The sequence below is a fragment of the Neorhizobium descurainiae genome (genome assembly GCF_051400715.1).
Lineage (GTDB): Bacteria > Pseudomonadota > Alphaproteobacteria > Rhizobiales > Rhizobiaceae > Neorhizobium.
This window is the reverse complement of sequence record NZ_JBLFFK010000006.1, coordinates 1-26,039: the sequence shown is the minus strand read 5'-3', so window position 1 is coordinate 26,039 and position 26,039 is coordinate 1. Positions and strand designations below refer to the sequence as shown.

The 26,039-nt window shown below is 63.2% G+C and carries 32 protein-coding genes; 22 read left to right on the top strand and 10 right to left on the bottom strand.

The window, feature by feature from the left end; all coding sequences use genetic code 11:
• Window positions 1-10: 10 nt before the first annotated feature.
• The 11 genes from ACMGE0_RS12770 (at window position 11) to ACMGE0_RS12720 (ending at window position 7,711) form a co-directional block, all read left to right on the top strand.
• Window positions 11-613, top strand: coding sequence for a cytochrome c oxidase assembly protein (locus tag ACMGE0_RS12770; RefSeq protein WP_436816234.1), 603 nt, complete (start codon window positions 11-13; stop codon window positions 611-613).
• A gap of 50 nt (window positions 614-663) precedes the next feature.
• Entirely contained in the window at window positions 664-1,539 is an 876-nt protein-coding gene (locus ACMGE0_RS12765; RefSeq protein ID WP_436816233.1) for a cytochrome c oxidase subunit 3, read from the top strand.
• 86 nt (window positions 1,540-1,625) lie between these two features.
• The gene (locus ACMGE0_RS12760; protein ID WP_436816232.1) at window positions 1,626-1,976 is read left to right on the top strand and encodes a type II toxin-antitoxin system RelE/ParE family toxin; all 351 of its coding nucleotides are present in this window, start codon (window positions 1,626-1,628) and stop codon (window positions 1,974-1,976) included.
• Window positions 1,973-2,266, top strand: a complete 294-nt coding sequence (locus tag ACMGE0_RS12755) for a Fis family transcriptional regulator (protein ID WP_436816231.1) — start codon at window positions 1,973-1,975, stop codon at window positions 2,264-2,266. Before ACMGE0_RS12760 ends, ACMGE0_RS12755 begins: the two co-directional genes overlap by 4 nt.
• 3 nt (window positions 2,267-2,269) lie before the next feature.
• A complete protein-coding gene (locus ACMGE0_RS12750; RefSeq protein WP_436816230.1) occupies window positions 2,270-3,043 on the top strand; it encodes an SURF1 family protein in 774 nt (257 codons plus the stop codon).
• Between the two features lie 70 nt (window positions 3,044-3,113).
• Window positions 3,114-4,127, top strand: coding sequence for a 4-hydroxy-3-methylbut-2-enyl diphosphate reductase (gene ispH / locus ACMGE0_RS12745; RefSeq protein ID WP_436816229.1), 1,014 nt, complete (start codon window positions 3,114-3,116; stop codon window positions 4,125-4,127).
• A gap of 234 nt (window positions 4,128-4,361) precedes the next feature.
• Complete coding sequence (locus ACMGE0_RS12740; RefSeq protein WP_436816228.1) at window positions 4,362-5,327, top strand: homoserine kinase; 966 nt, start codon at window positions 4,362-4,364, stop codon at window positions 5,325-5,327.
• On the top strand, window positions 5,324-5,764 hold the full coding sequence (gene rnhA / locus ACMGE0_RS12735) for a ribonuclease HI (protein WP_436816227.1): 441 nt from the start codon (window positions 5,324-5,326) through the stop codon (window positions 5,762-5,764). The genes ACMGE0_RS12740 and rnhA overlap by 4 nt, the downstream gene beginning before the upstream one ends.
• Before the next feature lie 29 nt (window positions 5,765-5,793).
• Complete coding sequence (locus ACMGE0_RS12730) at window positions 5,794-6,522, top strand: class I SAM-dependent methyltransferase (RefSeq protein WP_436816226.1); 729 nt, start codon at window positions 5,794-5,796, stop codon at window positions 6,520-6,522.
• A gap of 3 nt (window positions 6,523-6,525) precedes the next feature.
• Entirely contained in the window at window positions 6,526-7,335 is an 810-nt protein-coding gene (locus tag ACMGE0_RS12725) for an endonuclease/exonuclease/phosphatase family protein (RefSeq protein WP_436816225.1), read from the top strand.
• A gap of 67 nt (window positions 7,336-7,402) precedes the next feature.
• On the top strand, window positions 7,403-7,711 hold the full coding sequence (locus ACMGE0_RS12720; RefSeq protein ID WP_436816224.1) for a Dabb family protein: 309 nt from the start codon (window positions 7,403-7,405) through the stop codon (window positions 7,709-7,711).
• Between the two features lie 80 nt (window positions 7,712-7,791).
• On the opposite strand, the gene ACMGE0_RS12715 is transcribed toward ACMGE0_RS12720, so the two are convergent.
• Both ACMGE0_RS12715 and ACMGE0_RS12710 read right to left on the bottom strand, forming a co-directional pair.
• Window positions 7,792-8,277, bottom strand: coding sequence for a peroxiredoxin (locus ACMGE0_RS12715; RefSeq protein WP_436816223.1), 486 nt, complete (start codon window positions 8,275-8,277; stop codon window positions 7,792-7,794).
• A gap of 148 nt (window positions 8,278-8,425) precedes the next feature.
• Entirely contained in the window at window positions 8,426-9,280 is an 855-nt protein-coding gene (locus tag ACMGE0_RS12710; protein ID WP_436816222.1) for a protein-disulfide reductase DsbD domain-containing protein, read from the bottom strand.
• 163 nt (window positions 9,281-9,443) lie between these two features.
• Between ACMGE0_RS12710 and ACMGE0_RS12705 the strand changes: the two genes are divergently transcribed.
• The 3 genes from ACMGE0_RS12705 to ACMGE0_RS12695 all read left to right on the top strand — a co-directional run bounded on the left by ACMGE0_RS12705 (window position 9,444) and on the right by ACMGE0_RS12695 (window position 11,505).
• Complete coding sequence (locus ACMGE0_RS12705; RefSeq protein WP_436816221.1) at window positions 9,444-10,049, top strand: YqgE/AlgH family protein; 606 nt, start codon at window positions 9,444-9,446, stop codon at window positions 10,047-10,049.
• 113 nt (window positions 10,050-10,162) lie between these two features.
• The gene (locus tag ACMGE0_RS12700) at window positions 10,163-10,354 is read left to right on the top strand and encodes a CsbD family protein (RefSeq protein ID WP_436816220.1); all 192 of its coding nucleotides are present in this window, start codon (window positions 10,163-10,165) and stop codon (window positions 10,352-10,354) included.
• An 86-nt stretch (window positions 10,355-10,440) separates the two neighbouring features.
• The gene (locus ACMGE0_RS12695) at window positions 10,441-11,505 is read left to right on the top strand and encodes a zinc-binding metallopeptidase family protein (RefSeq protein ID WP_436816219.1); all 1,065 of its coding nucleotides are present in this window, start codon (window positions 10,441-10,443) and stop codon (window positions 11,503-11,505) included.
• A 288-nt stretch (window positions 11,506-11,793) separates the two neighbouring features.
• Here the strand turns inward: ACMGE0_RS12695 and ACMGE0_RS12690 are convergent, their stop codons facing one another.
• Window positions 11,794-12,948 (bottom strand): acyl-CoA dehydrogenase family protein, encoded by a 1,155-nt coding sequence (locus ACMGE0_RS12690; protein ID WP_436816218.1) that lies wholly within the window; start codon window positions 12,946-12,948, stop codon window positions 11,794-11,796.
• A gap of 216 nt (window positions 12,949-13,164) precedes the next feature.
• Between ACMGE0_RS12690 and ACMGE0_RS12685 the strand changes: the two genes are divergently transcribed.
• Window positions 13,165-13,869: a winged helix-turn-helix transcriptional regulator gene (locus ACMGE0_RS12685; RefSeq protein WP_436816217.1), complete on the top strand. Its 705-nt coding sequence runs from the start codon at window positions 13,165-13,167 to the stop codon at window positions 13,867-13,869.
• 271 nt (window positions 13,870-14,140) lie between these two features.
• Here the strand turns inward: ACMGE0_RS12685 and ACMGE0_RS12680 are convergent, their stop codons facing one another.
• The 4 genes from ACMGE0_RS12680 to thrC are packed head-to-tail and all read right to left on the bottom strand — an operon-like array spanning window position 14,141 to window position 20,410.
• The gene (locus tag ACMGE0_RS12680; RefSeq protein ID WP_436816462.1) at window positions 14,141-16,993 is read right to left on the bottom strand and encodes an EAL domain-containing protein; all 2,853 of its coding nucleotides are present in this window, start codon (window positions 16,991-16,993) and stop codon (window positions 14,141-14,143) included.
• A gap of 56 nt (window positions 16,994-17,049) precedes the next feature.
• Entirely contained in the window at window positions 17,050-17,661 is a 612-nt protein-coding gene (locus ACMGE0_RS12675; protein ID WP_436816216.1) for a GNAT family N-acetyltransferase, read from the bottom strand.
• A 19-nt stretch (window positions 17,662-17,680) separates the two neighbouring features.
• Complete coding sequence (locus tag ACMGE0_RS12670; RefSeq protein WP_436816215.1) at window positions 17,681-18,979, bottom strand: M16 family metallopeptidase; 1,299 nt, start codon at window positions 18,977-18,979, stop codon at window positions 17,681-17,683.
• A 30-nt stretch (window positions 18,980-19,009) separates the two neighbouring features.
• Window positions 19,010-20,410, bottom strand: coding sequence for a threonine synthase (gene thrC / locus ACMGE0_RS12665; protein ID WP_436816214.1), 1,401 nt, complete (start codon window positions 20,408-20,410; stop codon window positions 19,010-19,012).
• Between the two features lie 126 nt (window positions 20,411-20,536).
• Here thrC and ACMGE0_RS12660 point away from each other — a divergent pair, with 126 nt between their 5' ends.
• Window positions 20,537-21,091: a PilZ domain-containing protein gene (locus ACMGE0_RS12660; RefSeq protein ID WP_436816213.1), complete on the top strand. Its 555-nt coding sequence runs from the start codon at window positions 20,537-20,539 to the stop codon at window positions 21,089-21,091.
• Here ACMGE0_RS12660 and ACMGE0_RS12655 read toward each other — a convergent pair whose 3' ends face one another.
• The gene (locus tag ACMGE0_RS12655) at window positions 21,092-21,781 is read right to left on the bottom strand and encodes an HAD family hydrolase (protein ID WP_436816212.1); all 690 of its coding nucleotides are present in this window, start codon (window positions 21,779-21,781) and stop codon (window positions 21,092-21,094) included.
• A gap of 136 nt (window positions 21,782-21,917) precedes the next feature.
• On the opposite strand from ACMGE0_RS12655, the gene ACMGE0_RS12650 reads away from it, so the two are divergent.
• The 3 genes from ACMGE0_RS12650 (at window position 21,918) to ACMGE0_RS12640 (ending at window position 23,838) form a co-directional block, all read left to right on the top strand.
• Complete coding sequence (locus ACMGE0_RS12650) at window positions 21,918-22,586, top strand: GntR family transcriptional regulator (RefSeq protein WP_436816211.1); 669 nt, start codon at window positions 21,918-21,920, stop codon at window positions 22,584-22,586.
• A gap of 191 nt (window positions 22,587-22,777) precedes the next feature.
• Window positions 22,778-23,365, top strand: coding sequence for a biotin transporter BioY (locus ACMGE0_RS12645; RefSeq protein WP_436816210.1), 588 nt, complete (start codon window positions 22,778-22,780; stop codon window positions 23,363-23,365).
• Complete coding sequence (locus ACMGE0_RS12640) at window positions 23,365-23,838, top strand: DUF1284 domain-containing protein (protein WP_436816209.1); 474 nt, start codon at window positions 23,365-23,367, stop codon at window positions 23,836-23,838. Before ACMGE0_RS12645 ends, ACMGE0_RS12640 begins: the two co-directional genes overlap by 1 nt.
• Here the strand turns inward: ACMGE0_RS12640 and ACMGE0_RS12635 are convergent.
• Entirely contained in the window at window positions 23,789-24,472 is a 684-nt protein-coding gene (locus tag ACMGE0_RS12635; RefSeq protein WP_436816208.1) for an ArsR/SmtB family transcription factor, read from the bottom strand. The genes ACMGE0_RS12640 and ACMGE0_RS12635 overlap by 50 nt on opposite strands.
• A gap of 71 nt (window positions 24,473-24,543) precedes the next feature.
• Here ACMGE0_RS12635 and ACMGE0_RS12630 point away from each other — a divergent pair, with 71 nt between their 5' ends.
• Together ACMGE0_RS12630 and ACMGE0_RS12625 are read left to right on the top strand one after the other, a co-directional pair.
• Window positions 24,544-24,873, top strand: a complete 330-nt coding sequence (locus tag ACMGE0_RS12630; protein ID WP_436816207.1) for an NIPSNAP family protein — start codon at window positions 24,544-24,546, stop codon at window positions 24,871-24,873.
• Complete coding sequence (locus ACMGE0_RS12625; RefSeq protein ID WP_436816206.1) at window positions 24,870-25,217, top strand: antibiotic biosynthesis monooxygenase family protein; 348 nt, start codon at window positions 24,870-24,872, stop codon at window positions 25,215-25,217. Before ACMGE0_RS12630 ends, ACMGE0_RS12625 begins: the two co-directional genes overlap by 4 nt.
• Before the next feature lie 51 nt (window positions 25,218-25,268).
• Here ACMGE0_RS12625 and ACMGE0_RS12620 read toward each other — a convergent pair whose 3' ends face one another.
• Window positions 25,269-25,565, bottom strand: a complete 297-nt coding sequence (locus ACMGE0_RS12620) for a nucleotidyltransferase family protein (protein WP_436816205.1) — start codon at window positions 25,563-25,565, stop codon at window positions 25,269-25,271.
• Window positions 25,566-25,696: 131 nt separating this feature from the next.
• Here ACMGE0_RS12620 and ACMGE0_RS12615 point away from each other — a divergent pair, with 131 nt between their 5' ends.
• A complete protein-coding gene (locus ACMGE0_RS12615; protein ID WP_436816204.1) occupies window positions 25,697-26,002 on the top strand; it encodes a transporter substrate-binding domain-containing protein in 306 nt (101 codons plus the stop codon).
• Window positions 26,003-26,039 lie beyond the last annotated feature (37 nt).

Below are 26,039 nucleotides of genomic sequence, written 5' to 3'. Positions count from 1 at the left end.
GAGCGGAGCGATGACGGAGGTCCAAAACGGGCAGGTAAAGCGGGTCAGCAACAGCGCGATCTTCGCCGGCTGCGCCGTTTTCGTCGCCGGCATGGTCGGCGCGGCCTATGCTTCCGTACCGCTCTACCGCCTGTTCTGCCAGGTCACCGGCTATAACGGCACGACGCAGCGCGTCGAGCAGTATTCCGACACCATTCTGGACAAGACCATCCAGGTCACGTTCGACGCGAATATCTCGCCGGGCCTGAACTGGGAGTTCAAGCCGGCCAAGGCCGTCAATCCGAAGATCGGCGAGACGCTGCAGGTCGAATATACGGCGACCAACCGTTCGCCGGAAGCGACGACGGGAACGGCGGTCTTCAACGTGACGCCGATGGAGGCGGGCGCCTATTTCAACAAGGTCGAATGCTTCTGCTTCACCGAGCAGACGCTTGAGCCCGGCCAGTCGGTCAGCATGCCGGTGGTGTTCTTCGTGGACCCGGAGATTGCCAAGGCGGCCGAGACCAAGAACATCAAGACGATCACGCTGTCCTACACCTTCTATCCGAGCGAGCCGGGGAAACCGGTCGCCGCTCTGCCGGAAGGCGGGAAGACAGAGGCAGGGAAACTTTAAGAGGGTTCGCCGGGTTCCGGCGGAGCAGGCATTCATCCGGGGATTCTGACATGGCCGATGCGCATCAGAAAAATCACGACTACCACATCATCGATCCGAGCCCGTGGCCGATCCTGGCTTCGCTTGGCGCGTTCGTCATCACCTTCGGCGGCGTCGGCTACATGCGCTATCTGCATGGCAGCGCGTTCAGCATGTTCGGCATCAACCTTGCCACCCCGTGGCTCTTCTACATCGGTCTTGCGATCATCATCTACACGATGATCGGCTGGTGGTCGGACACGATCAAGGAGGGCCGCGCCGGCGCCCATACCCGCGTCGTGTCGCTGCATCTGCGCTACGGCATGATCATGTTCATCGCTTCGGAAGTGATGTTCTTCGTCGCCTGGTTCTGGGCCTTCTTCGATGCGAGCCTTTACGCCAACGAGGCGATCCAGGCGACCCGCACCGAATTCCTGGGTGGCCAATGGCCGCCGAAGGGTGTCGAGGTTCTCGATCCGTGGCATCTGCCGCTCTACAACACCGTCATCCTTCTCTTGTCCGGCACCTGCGTCACCTGGGCGCACCATGCGCTGCTGCACGACGACCGCAAGGGCCTCATCACCGGCCTGGCGCTGACGGTTGCCCTCGGCATCCTGTTCTCCTGCGTGCAGGCTTACGAATACATCCATGCGCCGTTCGAATTCGCAAACTCGATCTACGGCGCGACCTTCTTCATGGCGACCGGCTTCCACGGTTTCCACGTCCTGGTCGGCACGATCTTCCTGGCGGTCTGCCTGCTGCGCGCCATCAACGGCGGCTTCACGCCCGCCAAGCATTTCGGCTTCGAGGCTGCCGCCTGGTACTGGCACTTCGTCGACGTGGTCTGGCTCTTCCTCTTCTTCGCCGTCTATATCTGGGGTGGCTGGGGCGCGCCGCTCGCCCATTGATCCGGGAAGCAGGAATTCGGGAAGGGCGGCGAAAGCCGCCCTTTTTCTTTTGCGAAAATGTACCAAATTTGTTACATGAAGATCGGATGGGCGAAGAGCTGAAGAAAATCGTTGGGCGATTCTACGCTACGGCAGGCGGTCGAAAGCCCGTCCGCGATTGGCTGATGGAGCTTTCGCGTGAAGATCGGCGTCAGATCGGGATCGACATTCAGCGTGTGGAGTTCGGCTGGCCCATCGGAATGCCTTATTGCCGCTCGCTTGGACATGGGCTGTGGGAGGTCCGAAGTGATCTCGCCAGTGGCCGCATTGCAAGAGTGATCTTCTTCATCCACGCAGGAGAGATGATCCTTCTCCATGGTTTCGAGAAGAAAACACAGAAGACGCCAAATCAGGAAATCGAGCTCGCCCTGAAACGAAAACGAGAGATAGAACCATGACCGAACCGAAAGGCTATATCGACCGTAGCGAAAGCTTTGACGATTTCCTCGAGGCAGATGGGCTGCTGGAAGAGACGGAGGCGATCGCACTCAAGCAGGTGATCGCTGATCAGGTTCGCGCTGCGATGATGGAAAAAGGACTGACGAAGAAGGCGATGGCGGAACGCATGCATTCCAGCCGTCAGCAACTCGATCGGCTTCTCGATCCGCATTATCCGTCGGTGACCCTGCTGACCCTTCGCCGCGCGGCGGCGGCGGTCGGAAGAACTCTTCGTATCGAATTGGTTTGATCGATGGACATCCGGACGAAGACCTGGCCGGAGGCCGCCCGCGACAGGGGCCGGACGGTCGCGACCGCTCTCGCGGTGCTGGCGGCGCTGGCCGTTCTTCTGTCGCTCGGCACCTGGCAGGTTCAGCGGCTGCATTGGAAGGAGGGGCTGCTTGCCGATATCGCCGAACGCCGGGCGGCAGCGCCTGTTGCTCTTTCCGAGATAGAGGCGATCGCAAAATCCGGCGGCGACATCGAATACCGGCGGGTCTCGGTGAGCGGCGCCTTCGATCATTCCAAGGAGCGGCATTTCTTCGCCACCTTCGAGGGGCGGACGGGCTTCTATGTCTATACGCCGATGAGGCTTGGCGATGGCCGCATCGTCTTCGTCAATCGCGGTTTCGTGCCTTACGAGATGAAGGACCCGGCGGCCCGCGCGGCGGGAGACGTGCCGGGGGAGCAGACCGTCACCGGCTATGCCCGCGCGCGGCTTGGCGAAAAGCCGTCCTTCCTCGTGCCGGATAACGATCTCGTCAAGAACATCTTCTACTGGAAGGATATCGACGCCATGGTCTCGGCCGCCGGGCTCGATGCTTCGAAGGTCGTGCCGTTCTTCGTGGATGCCGATGCGTCGGTGACCAATCCCGGCGGCTGGCCAAAGGGAGGCGTGACGCAGTTCGACCTGCCGAACAGCCATCTGCAATACGCGGTCACCTGGTACGGGCTGGCCGCGGCGCTGGCCGCGGTGGCCGTGGGCGCCTGGCTGCGGCGCGGGCGTCCCGCTTCTCCCGGACAATGAGCAACATTTTCCTTGGCGCGGTCGGATCGGCTCGCCTATATGGAGCGCGAGCAACGACCATGGGACCGGAATGAACATTCAGGTGAAAAAACCCCCTCTGACGATCCGCCTCTGCGGCCCGCGCGGGTTCTGCGCCGGCGTCGATCGGGCGATCCAGATCGTCGTGCTGGCGTTGAAGGCCTATGGCGCGCCGGTCTATGTCCGCCACGAGATCGTCCACAACCGCTATGTGGTCGAGGGGCTGGAGGCCAAGGGGGCGATCTTCGTCGAGGAACTCGACGAGATTCCCGCCGAGCACCGGGAGCAGCCGGTCGTCTTTTCCGCCCACGGCGTTCCGAAGTCGGTTCCGGAGGATGCCCAGGCCCGCAACCTCTTCTATCTCGACGCGACCTGCCCGCTGGTCTCCAAGGTCCACAAGCAGGCCATGCGCCACCAGCGGCTCGGCCGCCATGTCGTCCTCATCGGCCATGCCGGCCATCCGGAAGTGATCGGCACGATGGGCCAGCTTCCCCCCGGCACCGTATCGCTGATCGAGACGATCGAGGACGCGGACGAATACGCTCCGACCGATCCGGACAATCTCGGCTACGTCACCCAGACGACGCTCTCGGTCGATGACACGGCTGGCGTGATCGCGCGGCTGACGGAGCGCTTCCCGAACCTTTCGGCGCCCGCTGCCGACAGCATCTGCTACGCCACCACCAACCGCCAGGAGGCGGTGAAGGAAGCGGCGCCCGGCTGCGATCTCTTCATCGTCGTCGGAGCGCCGAACTCGTCGAATTCCAAGCGGCTGGTCGAGGTGGCCCTGCGCGCCGGCGCCAAGAGCTCGCTGCTGGTGCAACGCGCGTCCGAGCTGGACTGGAACGAAATCGGCGACATCCGCACGCTCGGCCTCTCTGCCGGGGCTTCCGCTCCCGAAGTCATCGTCGACGAGATCATCGCGGCTTTCAAGGCGCGCTTCGACGCGGAGATCGAGCTCGCCATCACCGCCGAGGAGACCGAGAATTTCCTCGTCAACCGCGAGCTGCGCGGTGTGCCGCTCACGGTGGAGGATATGGCGTGGGTCAACGGGGTGAGAGCGTGAAGGCGCCGCCGGAACGCTCTCCTCTGCCCTCCCGAGCCTTTGTCGAGGGGCAGGGCTATCGCATATGGAATGTCAGCGGTGCGGCATCCTTAACCCTCCCCCTTGTGGGGCTCCACGCACTGCCGAACACCCCCATATGCGTTAGCCCCCCTTGTGGGGGAGATGCCCGGCAGGGCAGAGGGGGGTACAATTCCTCTCGAATGATTCTGCCCACCCACGGACTGTGAGACCATCTTGGCCGTTTATACCGACATCACCGAAGACGACCTGAAGCGTTTCCTGACCGAATACGATGTCGGTGAACTGACCTCCTATAAGGGCATTGCCGAGGGCGTCGAGAATTCGAATTTCCTGCTGCACACGACGCGCGATCCATTGATCCTGACGCTCTACGAAAAGCGCGTGGAGAAAGCCGACCTGCCGTTTTTCCTCGGCCTGATGCAGCACCTTGCCGCCCGTGGCCTGTCCTGCCCGCTGCCTCTGCCGCGCCGGGACGGCCAGTTGCTCGGCGAGCTTTCCGGCCGCCCGGCGGCGCTGATCTCCTTCCTCGAAGGCATGTGGCTGCGGAAGCCGGAGGCGAAGCACTGCCGCGAGGTGGGCAGGGCGCTGGCTGAGATGCATCTTGCCGGCGAGGGATTTGAGCTCACCCGCCCGAACGCGCTGTCGCTCGAAGGCTGGAAAACCCTTTGGGCGAAATCCGCCGATCGCGCCGACGAGGTCGAAAAGGGCCTGCAGGAAGAGATTTCCTCCGAGCTGGACTTTCTTGCCGCCCACTGGCCGAAGGACCTGCCGGCCGGCGTCATCCATGCCGACCTCTTCCAGGACAATGTCTTCTTCCTGGGCGAAGAGCTTTCCGGTTTGATCGACTTCTACTTCGCCTGCAACGACCTGCTGGCCTACGACGTCTCCATCTGCCTGAACGCCTGGTGCTTCGAGAAGGACGGCGCCTACAACCTCACCAAGGGCATGGCGATGCTGGAAGGTTACGGCAGCGTCCGGCCGCTCTCGGACAGGGAGATCGCCGCACTTCCGGTGCTCTCGCGCGGTTCGGCACTGCGTTTCTTCCTGACCCGGCTCTACGACTGGCTGACGACGCCGGCGGGCGCGCTGGTGGTCAAGAAGGATCCGCTCGAATACCTGAAGAAGCTGCGCTTCCACCGGCAGATTTCGTCGGCCGCCGAATACGGGCTCACGGCATGAAGCAGGTGGAAATTTTCACGGACGGCGCCTGCTCCGGCAATCCCGGCCCCGGCGGCTGGGGCGCCATCCTGCGCTATGGCGAGGTGGAGAAGGAAATGTTCGGCGGCGAGGCCGAAACGACCAACAACCGCATGGAACTGATGGCGGCCATCCAGGCTTTGAATGCCTTGAAGACGCCTTGCGAGGTCGATCTCTATACCGACAGCGCCTATGTGAAGGACGGCATTTCCAAGTGGATTTTCGGCTGGAAGAGAAACGGCTGGAAGACATCCGACAAGAAGCCGGTCAAGAATGCCGAACTCTGGCAGCAGCTTGAGGAGGCGCGCAACAAGCACAAGGTGACGCTGCACTGGATCAAGGGCCATGCCGGCCATCCGGAAAACGAGCGGGCCGATGAACTCGCCCGGCTCGGCATGGCGCCGTTCAAGAAGAGGTAGGCTGGTGCAGGGACGGCCGAGGAGGAACCATGGCCCAGAACATCTACGACAAGCCGGAATTCTTTGAAGGCTACAGCCGGCTCGGCCGGTCCGTGCACGGCCTTGCCGGCGCTGCGGAATGGCCGGCGATCCGGTCGCTCCTGCCGGATTTGAAGCAGAAGCGCGTGGTCGATCTCGGCTGCGGTTTCGGCTGGTTCTCGCGCTTTGCCGCGGAAGAAGGGGCAGCCTCCGTGCTCGGCCTCGATCTTTCCGAGAACATGATCGCCCGGGCAAAGGCCGAGAATGCTCATCCGGCGATCACCTACGACATCGCCGACCTGGAACGTGTCGAACTGCAGCAGGCCGCTTTCGATCTCGCCTATAGCTCGCTTGCCTTCCACTATCTGGAGGATTTCGGCCGGCTGGTACGCCGGGTCCACACGGCGCTGATTCCGGGCGGCAAATTCGTCTTCACCATCGAGCATCCGATCTACATGGCCTCGGCCAATCCGGGCTGGCGGACGGATGAGGCCGGCCGGAGATTCTGGCCGGTGGATGGCTATTCGGTCGAAGGAAGACGCACGACCGACTGGCTCGCCAAGGGCGTCGTCAAATATCACCGCACCGTCGGCACGACGCTCAACACGCTGATCGACAACGGCTTCCTGATCCGCCGCGTCGTCGAATGGTGCCCCTCGCGGGAGCAGATCGCCGCCGAGCCGGCGCTTGCGGAGGAAATGGACCGGCCGATGATCCTCATGGTTTCCACGGAACGCTAGTCCATGACGCTGCGCCTCGTCTCGCTCAATGCCTGGGGCGGCCGCGTCCACGAGCCACTGATGCGGTATCTGAAGGAGGCCGATCCGGATGTGCTCTGCCTGCAGGAAGTCACCCATGTCTCAGAGCACGGCGGCGGCTGGTTGACCTTCCGCGACGGCGATTTCGAGCTGCCGCAGCGCGCCAGCCTGCTCAACGACGTTACAGCGATCCTGCCCACCCATCATGCCTTTTTCGCTCCGGCCGCACGCGGCCCGCTCTATGACGGCGATTGCGAAGTGGCGTCCGAATGGGGGCTCGCGACCTTCGTCCGGCAGGGCCTGCCCGTCATCGGCCAGGCGCAGGGCTTCATCCACGGAGACTTTCCGGCCTCCGGTTTCGGCGAACACCCGCGTCCCCGCAATGCCCATGGCTTCCGCATCTTCCGCCCCGAGGCCGGCTCGGCGGTGACGATCGTGCAGATGCACGGCCTGCGCGATCTCGCCGGCAAGGGCGATACGCCCGCAAGGCTGGCCCAGGCGCAGGCGCTTGTCGGGCTTGTCGAAAAGGTCCGGCGGAAGGGCGAGGGGCTCATCGTCTGCGGCGATTTCAACCTCCTGCCGGACAGCGAAACCTTCGCGATCCTGGGCGAACTGGGGCTCACCGACCTTGTCACCACGCGCGGCTTCACCGATACCCGCACGTCCTGGTATCCGAAGCAAGGCCGTTATGCGGACTATCTTCTGGTGACGCCCGAGGTGAAGGTCGAGAGATTCGACGTGGTGGCCGAGCCCGAGGTTTCCGATCACCGGGCACTTCTTCTGGAAATCGCCTGACGGGCGGTTGCGCTTGCCGCCTGAGCCACTATTCTGCCGCAAAATGAAAATCCCGGGAGGCCCGCCCATGATCCTGCATTGCGTCTTCGTTCGGTTCAAGGCGGCCCTTCAAGCGGCCGACAAGCAGGCGATCTACGATGCGGTCGTGGCGCTGAAAAATGTGACCCCCGGCATTCTCGACGTCAAATACGGGTCGAACACCTCGCCGGAAGGCCTGAACGGCGGCTTTCTCGACGGCTTCATCGTCACCTTCGAAAGCCCGGAGGCCCGCGATGCCTATCTCGTCCATCCCGAACACATCGCCGTCGGCGAGCGCATTCTCGCCTCCACGGACGGCGGACTGTCGGGGCTGATGGTCTTCGATATGGCCATCTGACGAAAAGCGGCGAATCTTCGTCCTGTTCCAACGAAAAAGGGCGCCGCCGGGCGCCCTTCCAGAGACAGTTCGGATATCGTTCAGAGCTGTTCCAGCATCGTGGCGGCACCCGAAACGGTCGCCTGGCCGGGACTTTCCTCGATGTTGAGGGACTTTACCACACCGTCTTCGACCAGCATGGAATAGCGCTTCGAGCGGATGCCCAAGCCGCCGGCGGAAAGGTCGATATCGAGGCCGAGCGCCTTGGTGAAGGCGCCGTCCCAGTCGGCGAGGAAGTGGATTTTGCCGGTGCCGCCCGTCTGCTGTGCCCAGGCGCCCATGACGTGCCAGTCGTTGACGGCCATGACGGCGATGTCGTCGACGCCCTTGGCGAGGATCGCGTCGCGGTTTTCGAGATAGCCCGGCAGGTGGTTCAGCGTGCAGGTGGGCGTGAACGCGCCCGGGACGGCGAAAAGGACGACCTTCTTGCCCTTGAAAAGCTGCTCGGTGGTGATCTCCACCGGCCCGTCTGCGGTCTTTTCCTTGAACTTGGCTGCAGGCAGTTTGTCGCCGACGGCTATGGTCATGGGAATTCTCCTCTGTCGCGCGGGATTTTGCGGGCCATATCTCCGGCCCGCCAGTCGCGGCGCACTATAGACCCGGCCCGCCCGATGGCAAGGGCGATCCCGGCGCTCTTCGGAACACCAATTGTTGAAGCCGGCCGATCGCCCCGGCTCATTCGAAAACGAGCGAGGTTTCCATGGCGCGGTTTCCGGCGATCACCAGAATTCCCCAGCGCTTCCCCTTGATGTCGTAGTTCTTGGGAAGTTTTCCGACCGGCATGTCGAGCGAGTAGCTGTCGCCGTCCTGATGTCCGTTGATGCCGTCGAAGAGCACATGGCCCTGCGGCCCGGTGACGATCACCTGCGGCTTGGCGGTCTCCTCCGGCAGCCTCAGCTTCAGGTTCAGGATCTCCCGGCCCTGCGTCATGGCATAATGGGTGACGGCGAAATCGTCGGAAGGCGCTTCCGGCAGTTTCGAGGCGGCCTGATTGATGATCATCGCCTCTTCCACGGGCGTGCCCTTGACCGGCGCGAGCGCCAGCGAGAATTCCGCCTGGAACGGGATGCAGATATTGCGGCAGAGGCCAATGAAGGCGGAGGCGCCGAGGGTCAGCGGCCTGCCGGGATCTTCCACCTTCAGTTCGAAGGGCAGGGCCACCGGGTGATCGTAGCCGATGTCGCGCAGCTTGCCGTTGGCGATCCGCTTCGGCACGGGGTATGAAACATGGGAAAGCGTCGCGCCGCTTGCCTTGGAAAACACCATCTGCGGCGGAATGCCGGCATCGCCCGGTTCCTTCCAATAGGTGATCCAGCCGGGTCTCGGTTCGATCTGCAGCGCGCCGCGCACCGTTCCATCGGGCTCCGGCGGCAGGGCCACGATCCGCATGCGGCCGCCCTCGTTGGTGGCCCAGGGCGTGGTTTCCGCACGGCTGGTCGCCGGGCTGCCCAGGACTATACCCAGGGTAACCCAGGCGACGAGCGCAGCAAGCGCGCGGGCCGGAAAGCTACGGACTGAAATTATCTTCATGGGGCCAAGCGTTTAACCGATCCAGCCGGCGCGGACTAGTCACGAGCCCGCAGAAGCCGATCATTTTCGGTTGATTGATGGGGCGGACTGCCCCATCTTGCTTTGATGATAGATCGAAGCTTCTCCCGTCCGGGTTCGGGCTGGAAGGCAGGCTGGAGGCGTGATGGTTTTCTCGACCTTGAGAGACACATGCGAGCGGGGTTTCCTGGACGGGCAGTTCCTGATCGCCATGCCCGGCATGCAGGACACCAACTTCACGCGCACGGTCGTTTATGTCTGCGCCCATTCTCAGGCCGGCGCCATGGGCTTCATCATCAACCGGCCGCAACCGATCTCCTTCACCGACGTCCTCCTGCATCTGAAGCTTATGGACCAGGCCGACGTGATCATGCTGCCCGGTGATACCCGTGATTTTCCAATTCTTTCCGGCGGTCCTGTGGAGACCGGCCGGGGCTTCGTGCTGCATTCCGACGATTTTTCGAGCGAGTCCTCGATCCCCGTCAGCGACGACATCTCGCTGACCGCGACGCTCGATATCATCCGGGCGATCTGCGACGGTCGTGGTCCCGCGCGGGCGACCATGCTGCTCGGCTATGCCGGCTGGGGACCGGGCCAGCTCGAGCTGGAGATTTCGAGCAACGGATGGCTGAATTGCCCGGCAAACGACGAGCTGATCTTTGACCGCGCGGTGGAAGGCAAGTACGAACGGGCGCTGGCGCTGATGGGCGTCAGCCCGGAAATGCTGTCGAGCGAAGCCGGCCACGCGTGATTTTTGGATTTTGCCTGATTCCTTGAATTTTGAAGGTGCCGGAACGAAGCGACAGGGGCTCGCGTTGTTCTTTGATCGGGACATTGGGGTCCCTTGTCAAAGGAGAAGATACCATGGGCAGCACCAGCGATAAGATGGCCGGCAAGGCCAACGAAGTTTCCGGCAAGGTCAAGCAGGCCGCAGGCGACATGACCGATAATCCGAAGCTTAAGGCGAAGGGCAATGCCCAGGAAGCCAAAGGCCATGCCCAGCAGGCCAAGGGCAAGGTCAAGGACGCTGCCAAGAACGTTGTGGATCGCATGTAGCGGTTTGCCAGGCTCGTAGATCAAACCTGTTCCGGCTCTCGCCTGGAGCAGGTTTTCTCTATCCGCTTCGAGAATCCGGTTTCCCCATGCGCCTCTACGAATGCGATCACTGCGGCCAGACCATCCATTTCGACAACCGGTCCTGCGTCAATTGCGGCCATCGGCTGGCTTTCGTGCCGGAAAAGCTCGCCATGCACGCGCTGGCCGAAGACGAGGGGGAGGGGACCTGGCGTCTCGTCGCGGAGCCCGGATACAAGGTGCGGCCCTGCGCCAACGCCGCCATGGACATCTGCAATTGGACGGTCCCGGCGGCCGATCCGAATTATTTCTGCCCCGCCTGCCGGCATAACCGGCTGGTTCCCGACGCCTCGACCGAGGTCGGCCTCAACCAGTGGCGCCGCATCAGCCAGGCGCAGCGGCACCTTTTCTATTCGCTGCTCTGCTGGAACCTGCCGCGCACCAATCGTGAGGAGGATCCGGAAGGCGGCCTGGTCTTCGATTTCCTGGTGGACGAGGTGCAGCCGGACGGCACCGTGGTGCCGGCCATGACCGGCCACGAGGACGGATTGATCGCGATCCGCGCGGCGGAAGCCGACGACGCGACCCGCGAGCAGGTGCGGGTCATGATGAACGAGCCCTACCGCACCATGCTCGGCCATTTCCGCCACGAGACTGGCCATTACATGTGGGACAAGCTCGTGCGCGACGAGGGAAAGCTGGACGAGTTCCGTGCCGTCTTCGGCGACGAGACGGCCGACTACGGCGAGGCGCTGCAGCGGAACTATGAGCAGGGCCCGCCGCCGGACTGGCAGGAAACCTTCATCAGCACCTATGCGAGCACGCACCCGTGGGAGGATTTCGCCGAATGCTTCGCGCATTACCTCCATATCGTCGATACGCTGGAAACGGCCCGCTCCTACGGCATGTCGATCGAGCCGCGGCAGCATGGGGAACTGGCGGTCGAAGTGGATTTCAACCCCTATCACGCACGAGGCGCCGAACAGCTCGTCTCGGCCTGGATTCCGTTCAGTGTGGCGCTCAACAGCCTGCACCGGTCCATGGGCGTTCCGGACCTCTATCCCTTCATCCTGACGCCGGCGGTGGTCGATAAGCTGGAATTCGTCCACAGGCTCGTTCACGGCCGTCGTTGATTGCCGCGGCCGGCAAAAAATCGGCCCGCCTTCTGGTGGATCAGAAGGCGGGCCAGTCAGTCTAGGGTCAGGTCTATGAAATTCGCAGGGTGCATCCCATCCAATAGAACCGGACCCTAAGGGCGCATTCAAAACCCCGTGAGAATTAAGGGGTATGTTCACGATTTCGTCAACTGGAAATATGCATTTTCATATTTTCGGAAATGCTTCCGTACTCAGTCAACGTCTTTTGGTTGTGTTGCGGGAAGGCGGCCGTGGCCTCCTTTCTCCGGCCGGAAGATTTTCCGGTCAGAAGGTTTTCGTTGTATCGAGCCCCAGGGCGGTGCGGCCGGCGAATTCCTGCTGCGCGCCGATCCTCAAGGGATGATAGCGCGCGCCTTGCACGTCGCGGAACCGCCGCTCAAGGCCCCTGTCCCGGTAGAAGGCGGCGCCGCCTGCCGTTTCCATGGCAAGTTCGGTTGCGGCTATGGCGTGGCGCGCCACCAGCGAACGGCCGATCATGATCTCGTTGGTGGTGGCCGGGCCCGGTTCGCCCCGTTCGGCTGCGGCGATCATCGCGGCATGCGCGTATTGCGCCGCCCTCAGTTCCGTATCCATCCGCCCGGCGAGCGCGATGACATGCGCATCCGGCTTGCGTTTCCTGGCCAGTTCGACGGCGATGTCGCGGGCGCTTTCCGCCACGCCCAGATAGGCGGAATAGATGAGCGGGAAGGCGATCATCGAGATGATGTGGAAGAGCATGTGCCATTCGCCCTGGTTGCGCTTCAAGGCGACCGCTTCTTCCGGAACCACATGGCCTTCGACCGTCACGTCGTTGGAGCCCGTGCCGCGCATGCCCATCGTTCTCCAGGTGTCGAGGACTTTGACATGCGGCGATTTCATCGGCAGGCCGAAATGCAGGACCTTGGGCCCGTCGTCGCCGTCGAAAATCGCGCCCGTCATCAGGATATCGCCCATGGGCGAGCCTGAGGTGAAGATCTTGCGTGCCGTGATCCGGTAGCCGCCCTCGACCTTCTCGGCCTTGCCCGAACCTTCGATCCAGTCGGAACCGCCGCTGGACAGAAGGATGATCCGCTCCGCGGCGACGCGCTTCAGGAGCGGTACCACCGGCTCGGCCTTCTGATGTGTCCAGCGCCAGGCGGGGATTGCCACCTGGTGCGTATGCATGGAAAACGCGAGCGCCGTCGAACCGCAATGGTGGGCGAGTTCCTTGATCATGGCGCAGAGTTCCGCGACCTCCGCACCGCCGCCGCCGAGATCGGCCGGCACGCCTGCCTCCACCAGGCCGGACTCGCGCAGGTCACGGTAGTTCTCGGCGACGAAGGCGTCGTCTTGGTCAGCCGCTGCGGCGCGTTCGGCAAAGGCCGGCCCCAGCGAGCGGGCAATGCCGACCGGCTCCGCGTGGACCGCATCCCGGGGTGAAATTTCGGTTGTTGCAATCATGTTCTGATCCTCCTCCTGTTGTTGAGAATGGACCGATTGTTCGCCGGCGACCAAAGAGCCGCAAGTACAGGAAGTGTACCGCCACTGGCCGATCCCGCTTCCCGCCATCGGATGAGGTGAAAATCGGCAATACAATCAATGGTGCAGGAAAATGGTCTTGGTGCTTCAAAAGAACGGGCTTATTCTACTTCGGATATTGGCGCGGAGGGTTTTTCCATGACGGAAATGACCGGAAGTTACGGCCAGTTCTGCCCGGTCGCGATGGCGGCCGAGGTTTTCTGCACGCGCTGGACGCCATTGGTGCTTCGGGAACTTCTGTGCGGCAGCCGCCGCTTCAACGACCTGCGGCGCGGCGTGCCCCGCATGTCCCCGACGCTGCTCTCGAAGCGACTGAAGGAGCTGACCCAGGCCGGCATCATCGAAAGCCGCAGGGGGCCTGACGGCTCCATCGAATATCACCTGACGCCGGCGGGCGAGGAACTGCGCGAGGTGGTGATGACGCTCGGTTTCTGGGGGCAGCACTGGGTGGAGACGCAGCACTCTCTCCAGAAGCTCGATCCGTCGCTGCTGATGTGGGACATGCGCCGCCACCTCGATCCGGTGCCGCTGCCCACCCGGCGCTGCACGGTTCTCTTCTACTATCCGGAACAGCCGCCGGCGCAGCAGCGCTACTGGCTCGTCATCGACGGGCGCGACGTCGACGTCTGCTCGACGGATCCCGGCTTCGAGATCGATCTCTACGTGACCTCGCCGCTCCGCACGATGACGGCGATCTGGATGGGGATTGCGACCGTTCGGGCCGAGATGAATGCGGGCCGGCTGGAGCTCGACGGCGATACGGACATGGCGAATTCCATGCAGCAATGGCTCGGCCTCAGCCCCTTTGCCCGGGAACAGCCGGGGAGAGGAAAGGCGGCGTGAGGGGCCCGATAGGATTAGATCAAGCACTTCCTATGTGGAGAAAGGCAGCGCGGCATACCAATCTCCCCCCTTGAGGGGGAGATGCCCGGCAGGCAGAGGGGGGGTAACGCCTCAGCCATTCGTCGGCGTAATTTTGCCGCGCCGGCACCCCCCTCTGTCACCTTCGGTGACATCTCCCCCTCAAGGGGGGAGATCGGAGGGAGCTTGCCGCACCGCTTCGCATCCTCATGTGCAACCACTCCGCCGCTCCTGAGGGACGAAGGCAGGCGAGCTAAGCCCGTTTCGTCAGCGGAAAACGTTCCTTCAGGAGCCTGAGCACGGCGTCGGCTGCGGCGGGGGGACCGAAGAGATAGCTCTGGCCGAAATGGCAGCCCATCTTGGCGAGTTCGGCGGCGTCCTCGTCCGTCTCCACGCCTTCCGCCACCACGTCCATGTCGAGCGCGCGGGCCATGGCGATCACCGATCGCAGCAGAACGGCGCGCTTTTCCGTCGCGTCCCTCACCAGTGCCTTGTCGAGCTTGATCGTGTCGAAAGGGAACTGCGTGAGATAGGCGAGCGAGGAATAGCCGGTACCGAAGTCGTCCAGCGCGAGGCTGAGACCGGTTTCCTTGAGTTTGCCGAGCACGAGGCGCGCCTGCTCCGGGTTCTCCATCATGAGCGACTCGGTGAGCTCCAGCTTGATCTGGCCCGGATTGACCTGGGTTTTCTGGATGAGCGCCCGGACGTCGTTGTAGAGGTCGGCGTTCAGGAGCTGCGCGCTCGACAGGTTGACCGAGACGAAGATCGGCAGATCGCCCGTCTGATGCTGCCAGGTCATCAGGTCGGAAGCGGCGCGGTCCATGGCGAAGAGGCCGAGCGGGCCGATCAGGTCCGACATCTCGGCGATCGGGATGAATTCCGACGGCGGAATGCTGCCGCGTTTCGGATGATCCCAGCGCATCAGCGCCTCGAAGCCGGCAAGCTCGCCGTCCTTCAGCCGGATGATCGGCTGGTAGGCGAGCGAAAGCTCCTTGCGCTCGATCGCCCGGCGAAGATCCGTCTCGATCTGCAGGCGGTCGGTGCCGCCGGAACGGAAGGCGGGACGGAAGGGTTCGACGCGATTGCCCCCGGCGCGCTTGGCCCGGTACATGGCGAGCTCCGCATCGGCGAGCATGCCGGCGGCGCTCTCCTGCTGGTCGACCCAGGAGGCAAGCCCGATCGAGGCGGTCAGGATGATCTCCCGATTGGCGAAGTTGATCGGCACCATGATCGCCTTGGAGACCGCATCGGCGAAATCCGCCACCTTGGCGGGATCGCGCTCGGAAACCAGGATCAGGCCGAACTGGTCGCCGGCAAGCCGCGCCAGCGTATCCTGCGGCTTCAGGAGGCGGCGGAGCCGCCGGGTCAGCGCGATCAGGATGTTGTCGCCGGCGGCGATCCCGAGGGCATCGTTGACCTGCTTGTAGCGGTCGAGGTCGATCGCCATGACGGTCGGCCGCACGGTGTCGCCGCCGGGCGCCAGCGTCAGCACCGATTGCAGGCGGTCGAGGAAGACCTGGCGGTTCGGCAGGCCGGTCAGGTTGTCGTGCAGCGCATCCTGCAGCAGGCGTTCGACGGAATTCTTCTGTTCCGTCACGTCGATGATCGTGCCGACGCAGCGGATGATCTCGCCGTTCGAGCCGAGAACCGGCCGGGCGCGGATCTGCAGCCAGTGGAAATGGCCGTCCTCGGCGCGGATGCGGAATTCGTGGTTCAACCGGCCGCGGCGGTGTTCGAGCAGCACGTCGAGCGTCGCGCGGAACCGGTCGCGATCGTCCGGGTGGAGCCGCGGCACCCAGTTGCGGACCGGCCCGTGCATGGCGCCGGCATCGAGCCCCAGGCGCATCGAGATGTCCGGCGTGGTGACGACGCGGTCGCGCGCCACGTCCCAGTCCCAGACGGTGTCGCCGCTGCCGGTCAGCGCCAGCGACTGCCGTTCGAGGTCGGAGAACAGGCCCTGCTGGTAGGCGCCGCCGGCAAAGGCATGCTGCATGACGGTGAAGCCGATCAGCAGCACGATCAGCACGAGCCCGCCGCCGAGCGCCGGCTGAATGATGTCGTTGTCGAGCCTGCCGGTCACCGTCAGCCAGCCGCCGAACAGCCAGACGAGGATCAGCGCCCAGGTCGGCACGAGCAGGATCGCCCGGTCGTAGCGGTTGAAGCCGAGATAGATGATGAGCAGGATGCCGACGGAGCCCGTGAGCGCGAAGGAGAGGCGGGCGATGCCGGCCGCGACGGACGGGTCATAGACCGCCACGCCGCCGAGCAGCACGAGGCCGACGATCCAGGCGAGCGTCGCATATCCCAGATGCACGTGCCAGCGGTTGAGGTTGAGATAGGTGAAGAGGAAGATCACGAGCGAGGAGGCGAGTGCCACTTCTGCACCCGCTCGCCAGATGCGCTGGTCGCTTGAGGTGACGGTGATCAGCTTGTCGAGAAAACCGAAATCGACGCAGATATAGGCGAGCACCGCCCAGGCGAGCGCGGCCGCGGCCGGCAGCATCGACGTGCCCTTGACCACGAAGAGGATGGTCAGGAAGACCGCGAGCAGGCCTGCGATGCCGAGCACGATGCCGCGATAGAGCGTGAAGGAGTTGACCGTATCCTTGTAGGCGTCCGGCTGCCAAAGGTAGATCTGCGGAAGCTGTGGGGTGGCGAGTTCGGCGACGAAGGTGATGGTCGAGCCGGGATTCAGCGTGATGCGAAAGACGTCGGCGTCGGGGCTCGGCACCCGGTCGAGCGCGAAACCTTCCGAGGGCGTGATCGAGATGATGCGCTGCGAACCGAGGTCCGGCCAGAACATCTTGGAATTCGCGAGGCGGAAATGCGGCGCGACGATCACCCGTTCGAGCTGTTCCTCGGAGACGTTGGCGAGCGCGAAGACCGCCCAGTCGCCCTGGTGGCGGGGGGAGCTTGCGCGCACCTCGATACGGCGGCGGATGCCGTCGGCGCCGGCGGCGGTGGAGACCTGAAAGGCCTCGCCCTGGTTGGTGTAGATCTCGGTCGTCTTGGTAAGGTCGAGCGCCGTGTCGTCGCGCGAGATCTTCACCGGCTCGGCGGCGCCCGCGGCCTGCGCGGCGGCGAGGATCACGGCGGCGACGACCATGGCGAGGAGCGCTGGAAGCCAGCGCATCAGCGGCGGAAAACGCAGAATCCGGGCGCTCATGGTCTCATCATCTTCCCGAATTCACCGTCTTCCGGCAACCGGGAGAACATCAGATGGTCGCGCCATTCGCCGTTGATTTTCAGATATTTCCGCAAAAGACCTTCCCGCTCGAAGCCGGCTTTTTCGAGGAGCCGCACACTTTTCCAGTTTTCCGGAATACAGGCTGCCTCGATCCGGTGCAACTGAAGTCCGCCGTAGATATATGGGATAGCCACCTGCAATGCGGCCAACATATGGCCTTGGCCCGCATGTCTTTCGCCCATCCAGTATCCGATCATGCAGCTTTGCGCCGCACCCCGGCGAATGTAGCCGATGGTGAGCCCCCCGAGCAGCACGTTGGCCCGGCGGTCGAAGAGAAGAAGCGGCACCGCGAGCCCGGATGCATATTCCTGCCCGCTTCGGACGACCCGGGAGCGGAACGAGGCTTCCGTCAGTTCGTCGGGCCGCCAGGTCGGCTCCCAGGGCTGCAGGAAGGTGCGGCTTTCTGAACGCAGCCTGTACCACTGCCTGTAATCGGAATAGCGCGGAAGCCGGAGAAGATGGTTCTCGCCGTAAAGCTCTGGTGTGTCCGGCTGTCGTGACAGGAACCGAAACACCGACTTCGTCATCCCATGCTCCAGCCGGAATTCAGCCGGCAGCCTTCTTGGTCTCAAATCCCGGCGTGGAAAGCGCCGCGGTGATGTCGGACATCGGCGCTAGCTGTTCGATCGGCCCGACGGCGGACAATGTCGGAACTGTATCGAAAAACAGCCGTCCGGCAAGATCGGTGAGGCGCTGGGTGGTGATGCCGGCCAGCCGCTCCATCATTTCCGGGTTTGGAATAGGCCGCCCATAGAGCATCATCTGCCGGGCGATCTGGCCGGCGCGTGCGGCCGGGCTTTCCTGACCCATCAGGAGCTGGGCGCGGATCTGCGCCCGGGCGCGGTCGATTTCCTGTTGATCGATCGATTCGGACGCCTTGCGAAGCTCGTCGATCACCACCGGAACGAGGTTCGGCAGCTCGTTTCCGCTCGTCGCGGCATGGATGCCGAAAATGCCGGTGTCGGAAAAGCCCCAATGGAAGGCATAGACGGAGTAGCAGAGGCCGCGGTGCTCGCGCACTTCCTGGAAGAGGCGGGACGACATGCCGCCGCCCAGGATGTTCGCCAGGATCTGCGAACAGTAGAAATCGCGCATGTGATAGGCCTTGCCCTCGAAGCCGAGCAGGACCTGCGCATCCATGAGGTCGCGGTCTTCGCGCACGTCGCCGCCGATATAGCGCGCCGTATCGAAGACGGGCGGGGCGCTCGGGGTGCGGGGCAGCTTGGCGAAACGCTCCTCCACCTGTTTGCAGAAGGCGGCGTGGTCGACCGCGCCGGCGGCCACCACGAACATGCGGTCGGTCGTATAGTTGCGCGAGAGATAATTGCGGATCTGGGCGGGCGTGAAGCCTTTCACCGTTTCCGGCGTGCCGAGGATCGGTCTGCCGATCGTCTGGCCGCGAAAGGCGGCTTCGGAGAATTTGTCGAAGATCACGTCGTCCGGCGTGTCGTTCGCCGCGCCGATCTCCTGCAGGATCACGTGCTTTTCGCGGCGGAGCTCTTCTTCGTCGAATTCCGATTCCGTCAGGATGTCGGCGAGGATGTCGACCGCGAGCGGCACATGGTCCTTGAGCACGCGGGCATAATAGGAGGTCGTCTCCGTCGAGGTGGCGGCGTTGAGCTCGCCTCCGACATTCTCGATTTCCTCGGCTATGTCGCGGGCGCTGCGCCGGCTCGTGCCCTTGAAGGCCATGTGCTCGAGGAGGTGGGCGATCCCGTGCTCGTCTTCGGTCTCGTTACGCGAACCGGACTTGATCCAGACACCGAGTGCGACGCTCTCCAGATGGGGCATGGTCTCGGTAACGACTGTCAACCCGGAGGAAAGCCGGGTGAGTTCTACATTCATCTTTACGTCTTTCCGGCGCGGCCGATGGCTTCAAGCGCGGGCATGCTGGCCGATGAAGGTTTCGACGGCCTTAAGCTCAGGCTCCAAGATATCGAAGCGCTCCTCCCTTTCCATGAGATCAGCGAGCCATGATGGAAGGGCCGGATCAATTCCGCAAGCGGATTTTACCGCGGCCGGGAATTTCGCCGGATGCGCGGTGGCGAGCGTCACCATCGGGCTCGAAGCGCGGGCGTTCCTGCCCGCGACGAAAACGCCGGTCGCCGTATGGGGATCGATGAGGTAGCCGGTCTGCGCAAGCGTCTCGCGGATGGTGGCCGCCACCTGGCGCTCCGTCGCACGGCCTGCGCGGAACTCGCGCTTGATGGCTTTCAGCGCGTCCGGCTGGATTTCGAAGGCGCCGGACTGCTTGAGCCCCGCCATCGCCGAGCGCACGGCGGCGGCATCTCGGCCGTAGGATTCGAACAGCAGCCGTTCGAAATTCGAGGAGATCTGGATATCCATCGAAGGCGAGGTGGTCGCTTTCACGCCGCGCATCTCGTAGCGGCCGCTTTTCAGCGTGCGGGCCAGGATGTCGTTGTCGTTGGTGGCGATCACCAGCCGGTCGATCGGCAGGCCCATCTTCTTGGCGACGTAACCGGCGAAGATATCGCCGAAATTGCCGGTCGGCACGGTAAAGGAGATTTTCCGGTCCGGCCCGCCGAGCGAAACGGCGGCGGTGAAATAATAGACCACCTGCGCCATGATGCGGGCCCAGTTGATCGAATTGACGCCGGAAAGCTTCAGCCGGTCGCGGAAGGCGGCGTCGTTGAACATCTCTTTGACGAGGTTCTGGCAATCGTCGAAATTGCCCTTGATCGCCAGCGCATGCACGTTTCCGGCGGCCGAAGTCGTCATCTGCCGCTGCTGCACCGGCGAGACCTTGCCATGCGGGAAGAGGATGAAGATGTCGGTGCGTTCGCGCCCGGCAAAAGCGTCGATCGCCGCCCCGCCGGTATCCCCGGAGGTGGCTCCGACGATGGTGGCGCGCTCGCCGCGTTCGGCGAGAACGTAGTCCATCAGCCGGGCGAGAAGCTGCATCGCCACGTCCTTGAAGGCGAGCGTCGTGCCGTGGAAGAGTTCGAGCACGAAATCGTTGGGGCCGGTCTGGACGAGCGGCACGACCGCCGGGTGCCGGAAGCTCGCATAGGCCTCGTCGATCATCGCCTTGAACTTGTCGTCGGGGATTTCGCCGGCGACGAAATGCTTGAGGACTTCGAAGGCGACTTCCTGATAGGACTTGCCGCGCAGCGCGCGGATTTCCCTTTTCGTCAGCGCCGGCCATTCGCGCGGCACGTAAAGCCCGCCGTCGCGTGCAAGTCCGGCAAGCATGGCATCCCGGAAGCGGAGGGACGGTGCTTCGCCCCGGGTAGAAATGTAGTCCACGACCTTCAATCCCCAATCGATTTTTATTCGCGCCGCTGATATAGACCAGGAAAATGGGCGGTGAAAGACCGGAAAATGAGATGTCCGGCTCGCCAGAACGTGGCCCGTGAACGGGATGGAAGAGGATAGAGTACGGTGTTTGGCAAGATTTCGCGTGGTCTTCTGGCGGTATCGTTCGTGGCAGTTCTCGCAAGCTGCAATTCCTCATCCCCCACGGAAGGCCTGACGGCCCAGGCTCAGCAGCCCGTGACCCCGGTCGTGCAGGCCTATTGCCCGCAGGTGGTGATGCTGGAGCAGGATGCCATCCACCGCGCCTATGCCCGCGGCGGCCAGGACAATCCGGAAAAGCTGCTCTATCAGGCTTCTTTCGGCGACGTGACGCGGCAATGCACCGCCAACGAGACGACGCTGACGATCAACGTCGTCGCCCAGGGCCGCATCGTCCAGGGGCCTGCCGGCGCGCCGGGGCAGGTCTCCCTGCCGATTCTCGTCGAAGTGGTCGATGGCGACAACGTCATCTATTCGCAGAAGGTCGCCTTCCCGGTCGAAATCCCCGCCGGCGGCACGCAGTTCATCTTCAACAAGCCGGACGTGCAGATCCCGAATGCGGTCGGCGGCGCCTCGCGCTTTACCCGCGTGCGTCTGGGTTTCGATGACGGCCCGGCGAAGAAGCCGGCGCGCCGGAGCTGATCAGAACGCGCCGGTCCATTCGCTGAGCGCGGCGATGACCGCCGGCAGGTCCATCATCCGGGCGATCACCGTTTCGGCGCCGGCATCGGTCAGCCGGTCCGCATGGCTCGGATAGGTGTGCGATGCGCCGGTAAAGCCGACGACGCGCATGCCGGCGGCCTTGGCGCCATGGATGCCGTGAACGGAATCCTCGATCACCAGGACCTTGTCCGGCGAAACCTTGAACTGCTCGGCGGCATGCAGGAAGATGTCCGGCTTCGGCTTCACACGGTCGGGGCCGAGGTCCTTGGCCGAATAGATATGCGGCGCGAAATAGGGTTTCAGCCCGACCTTTTCCAGCATCATGTCCAGCCGGTGGCTGCTCGAATTGGAGCAGATGCAGCGCTGCGTAGTGAGGCGGGCGAGCGCGAACTTCACGCCGTCGATGATCTTCACGTCGCGGGCAAGCCGCGCGTCGAGCAGCTTTTCCGACTTGTCGAGCAGCGTGGCGGAAAGCGGGATGTTGGCTTCCTTTTCGACCGTCAGCAGGATGTTTTTCCAGGTCATGCCGGCGAAGCGTTCGCCCATTTCCTCGACGCTGATCGGATATCCGGCTTCGGTAAGCAGTCTCGATTCGACCTGTGCCGCGATGATTTCGGAATCGACGAGCACGCCGTCGCAATCGAAAATGATGAGGTCGAAACCGCTCATGATGGAATGCCTTCTCCAAAGTAAGGCGGCCTTTTATCCGACCCGCCCCGAAATCTCAATCGATACTCCTGCATGGCTGGGCTAAGCGTGGCGGGCGGCTCTCGACAAGCCGGAAAGCCCCCTCTAAGGAACATGCATGGGCAAGGAGCCGGAAGACACCATCGCCAGCCGCATCAGCCGCGTGCTTGCCGATCGCATCGTGCGCGGCGAGCTTGCTCCCGGCGCGCGTCTTCGTCAGGATCACATCGCCGAGGAATTCCGGACGAGCCACGTGCCGGTGCGCGAAGCCTTCCGCCGGCTGGAGGCGCAGGGCCTGGCGATCAGCGAGCCCCGCCGCGGCGTCCGCGTCGCCTCCTTCGATCTTGCCGAAGTCCGCGAGGTTGCGGAAATGCGCGCCGCGCTGGAAGTTCTGGCGCTTCGCCACGCCGCCCGCCATCTGACGCCCGCCATCCTCGATGCCGCCGAGGAGGCGACCCGCGAAGGCGACGCCGCGGCCGACGTCTTTGCCTGGGAGGAGGCGAACCGCCGTTTCCATCGTCTCGTCCTGACGCCCTGCGGCATGAACCGTCTGCTCGCCTCGATCGACGATCTGCATGCCGCGAGCGCCCGCTTCCTTTTCTCCGCCTGGCAATCCGGCTGGGAAAAGCGCACCGACCATGACCATCGCGCCATCCTCGCGGCGCTGCGCCAGGGAAAGACGGAGGAGGCCGCCGCCATCCTCCAGAAACATGTGCAATGGATCGGCCGCGGCCCGCAGCCGGCCAGGAACGGGCCTTTGCGCGAAACTTTCGCCATTGTCGGCTGAGTCTTCCTTAAAATTATAGATAATCGCCGGGTGGCTTCCGGAAAGGGAGTTTCGCCCCTTCACTGGTCTTTCACGAAAGGTTCGGCTTGCTCGGTCGCGGCTTTCCTTTGGCTGGCACTTGCCTTCCGGTCAAAATTGCGTTCACATATAGATCGTGAGTCAAAATTATCTATAATTTGGAAGGAGACTTCATGTCCTTGCCTCAGCAGATGGCCGCAGGCCGTTTCGATCCCTTGCGCCTTTCCGCCCGCTCGCCGCTCGCTCTCGCCGTCTTCGTGCTCGCCGGCACCTTGGCGCTGGCACTCGCTTCGCAGATCGCCGTGCCGATGGTTCCGGTGCCGATCACCATGCAGACCTTCGCCGTGACGATGATCGGCGTACTTTACGGTTGGCGGCTCGGTGCCCTGACTGTCCTGGTATGGCTCGGCGAGGCTATGCTGGGCGCTCCGGTCCTCGCCAACGGTTCGGGTGGTCTGGCGCCTTTCGCCGGTCCGACGGCCGGATATCTCGCATCCTTCCCGGTCATGGCGGCTCTGGCCGGCTGGCTTTCCGAACGCGGATGGACCGGGCGGCGCGTCGTCGCCAGCTTCTCGGCGCATCTGATCGCCAACCTTCTGTGCCTCGCGCTCGGCTGGGCCTGGCTTGCGGCATTGATCGGCGCCGAAAAGGCGTTCTGGGCCGGCGTTGCTCCCTTCGTTCTCGGCGCTGCGCTGAAATCGGGCCTTGCTGCGGCGGTTCTCGCCGCGGTCGCTTCCCGCAAGCGCGCCGCGGCGGAGTGATGGCGAGGCTGCGTCCGCATCATCTTCTCTGCATGCTGACCTTTGTCGGCGAAGGCTACAGTCCGGCCTTCGTCGCCAACTATCGTCGCCTCGCCGGCCGGATCTCCGCCGGCGAGCCGATCGAGATCGTCTCCGGCCCGGACGATATATGTGCCCCTCTTCTGCAGGACGGGGATGCGCATTGTTTTGGTGCCTCGGTAATGGGCCGCGATGCGGCGGCGCTGGCTGACATCGCCGGCTTGCTGGGGCGCAGGCTGGAGGTGGGATCGGTGATCGCTTCCGATCCGGCGCTGTTCAGGAGATTGCGCCGAGCCTTTTCCCTTGGCACCACGCGTCGCGCCTGCACCGGCTGCGAATGGAGCGGCCTCTGCGATCGTGTAGCGGGAGCGGGATATCAGGGCGCTCTGGTCGGGAGAGGGGAGCTTAATCCGCCGGGAACAGCGTCAGGAATTTCCGCTCGCCGTCCGGCGTGAAGAGCACCGCGCGGCTTTCGCCGCTGCGCCTCGCCCAGCCTTTTTTGAGGAAATGCGACAGCAGCGCCTTGCCGAGCGTGCCGGCGAGATGCGAGCGCCGCTCGCTCCAGTCGAGGCAGGATTTGCAGAGCGGCCGGCGGCCGGAGGCAAGCGATGCGACATCGATGCCGAGCTTGCCGAGTTCGGCCCGGCCTTCCTCCGTCATCGTCAGGTTCTCGCCATCGGTCTCGATTGCGCCGCGAGCGACGAAACTGTCGAGCATCCGGACCCCGTAGTCGCCGGCGAGATGATCGTAGCAGACGCGCGCCTTGCGCAGCGCCGGATCCTTCGGCCCGGGCCGGTGGCGCAGATGCCCGCGGCTTGCAGCAAACCCCATGATGGTTTCGATCAGAGCGCCGGTAGCGGCGTCGGCCAGCGTGAAATACCGATGCCGGCCCTGTTTGCGTTGGGAAATCAGCCCGCCGTCTTCGAGCCTCGAGAGATGCGAACTTGCCGTCTGCAAGGTTACGCCGGCAGCCTGCGCCAGTTCGGTCGCCGTCAGCGCCTGGCCGCCGCTCAGCACGGTCAGCATGTTGGCGCGGGCGGGATCGCCGATCAGCGTTCCGATGCGGGCAATGTCTGGACCTTCCTTCATACTTCGATGTTAACCGAAGCATTCTCGTTCGGCAATATGGCAAAACGTCCTTGTCATCATAGGAGAAAGCCATGATCACCTGTTTCATCCGTTACGAGATCGACCCGTTCAAGGCGGACAAATTCGAGGACTACGCCCGTGCCTGGGGTCAGGCGATCCCGCGCTGCGGTGCCGATCTGATCGGTTATTTCGGCCCGCACGAGGGCTCGGCGACAACCGCTTATGGCGTCTATAATATCGACAGCCTCGCGGCTTATGAAGCCTATCGCGCCCGGCTCGCCGACGATCCGCTTGGCCGGGAGAATTACGCCTTCGCCAAACGCGAGCGTTTCATCCTGAAGGAAGACCGCATCTTTTTGAAGAATATGTCCACGCCCCACGGAGCTTTCGTAAAGCCATGATCGCCGTCATTTTCGAAGTCGTGCCCTATATGGGCGAACGCCACAAATATCTGGATCTCGCGGGCGAACTGCGCTCCGAACTCGAAAAGATCGATGGGTTCATCTCCATCGAGCGCTTCGAGAGTCTGACGATGCGCGGCAAGCTTCTCTCGCTCTCCTTCTGGCGGGACGAGGAGGCCGTGCGTCAATGGCGCAATCTCGAAGCCCATCGCGCCGCACAGCGGGCAGGGCGGAACGGCATCTTCGCCGATTACCGCCTGCGTATCGGCCATGTCCTGCGCGACTACGGCATGTTCGAGCGCGACGAGGCGCCGAAGGACAGCCGCGAGGCGCATGCGGCTTGATCAGGTTTCGTCCAGCGCACGCTGGAAGAAAATGCCGAATTTCGCGTGGCATCAAAAGACCTGCAATGCGGAGTTCTCAATCCTGTCTTTGAGCATTGGATGAAGGCTGTCACGCGTTGTTATGTCAACCGGCAGGTGGAGTTCGTCTTCCAAAAAAAGCTTTATGCCGACTAAGTCGAAGGCGTTGAAGCGGCTCTCCGGGTCATAATCGATGAAGAGATCGAGATCGCTCGTGGGCCCTGCCTCGTCCCGAGCGACCGAACCGAAAAGATAAAGCGAGGTCGCGCCGAGCGCCTTTATGGCGTCGGCCTGCTGTTTCAGCTTCTCGATGGCTTCGTTTCGCTTCATAGCGGATATTTTAGCGTAGTGGCAGCGTTCTTTCCACGCCTTCGAAATAGAAGGCGGGAGTGATCCAAATTTTCAGGTTTCGACCCTAAAGCGGGCACTGGGTTTCTCAAGTCTCGTGCTATACGAGACGCATGGTCGATTTTGCATATCTCGTTGAACCGCCTTTCAACCATCGACAGCCGAATGGAACCGTGACCGGCTGCGACGTCGAACTTGCGCGAACGGTTCTGGCGATGGCTAGCGTTACCGACATCAGCATGGTCGAAACCGAATTCGCGCAACTCCTGCCTGGACTTGCCGATGGCCGGTGGCGGATGACGACGGGCCTTTTTTCGACCGAAGAACGCCGTCGGATAGCCGCTTTCAGCAGACCGATCTGGGCTTTGCCCGACGGGCTCCTAGGTCGGATCGACATTCAGGATTCCCAAATCATCTAATCGGTGATTCATAGGCTACACGGAGGCCTATGAATGG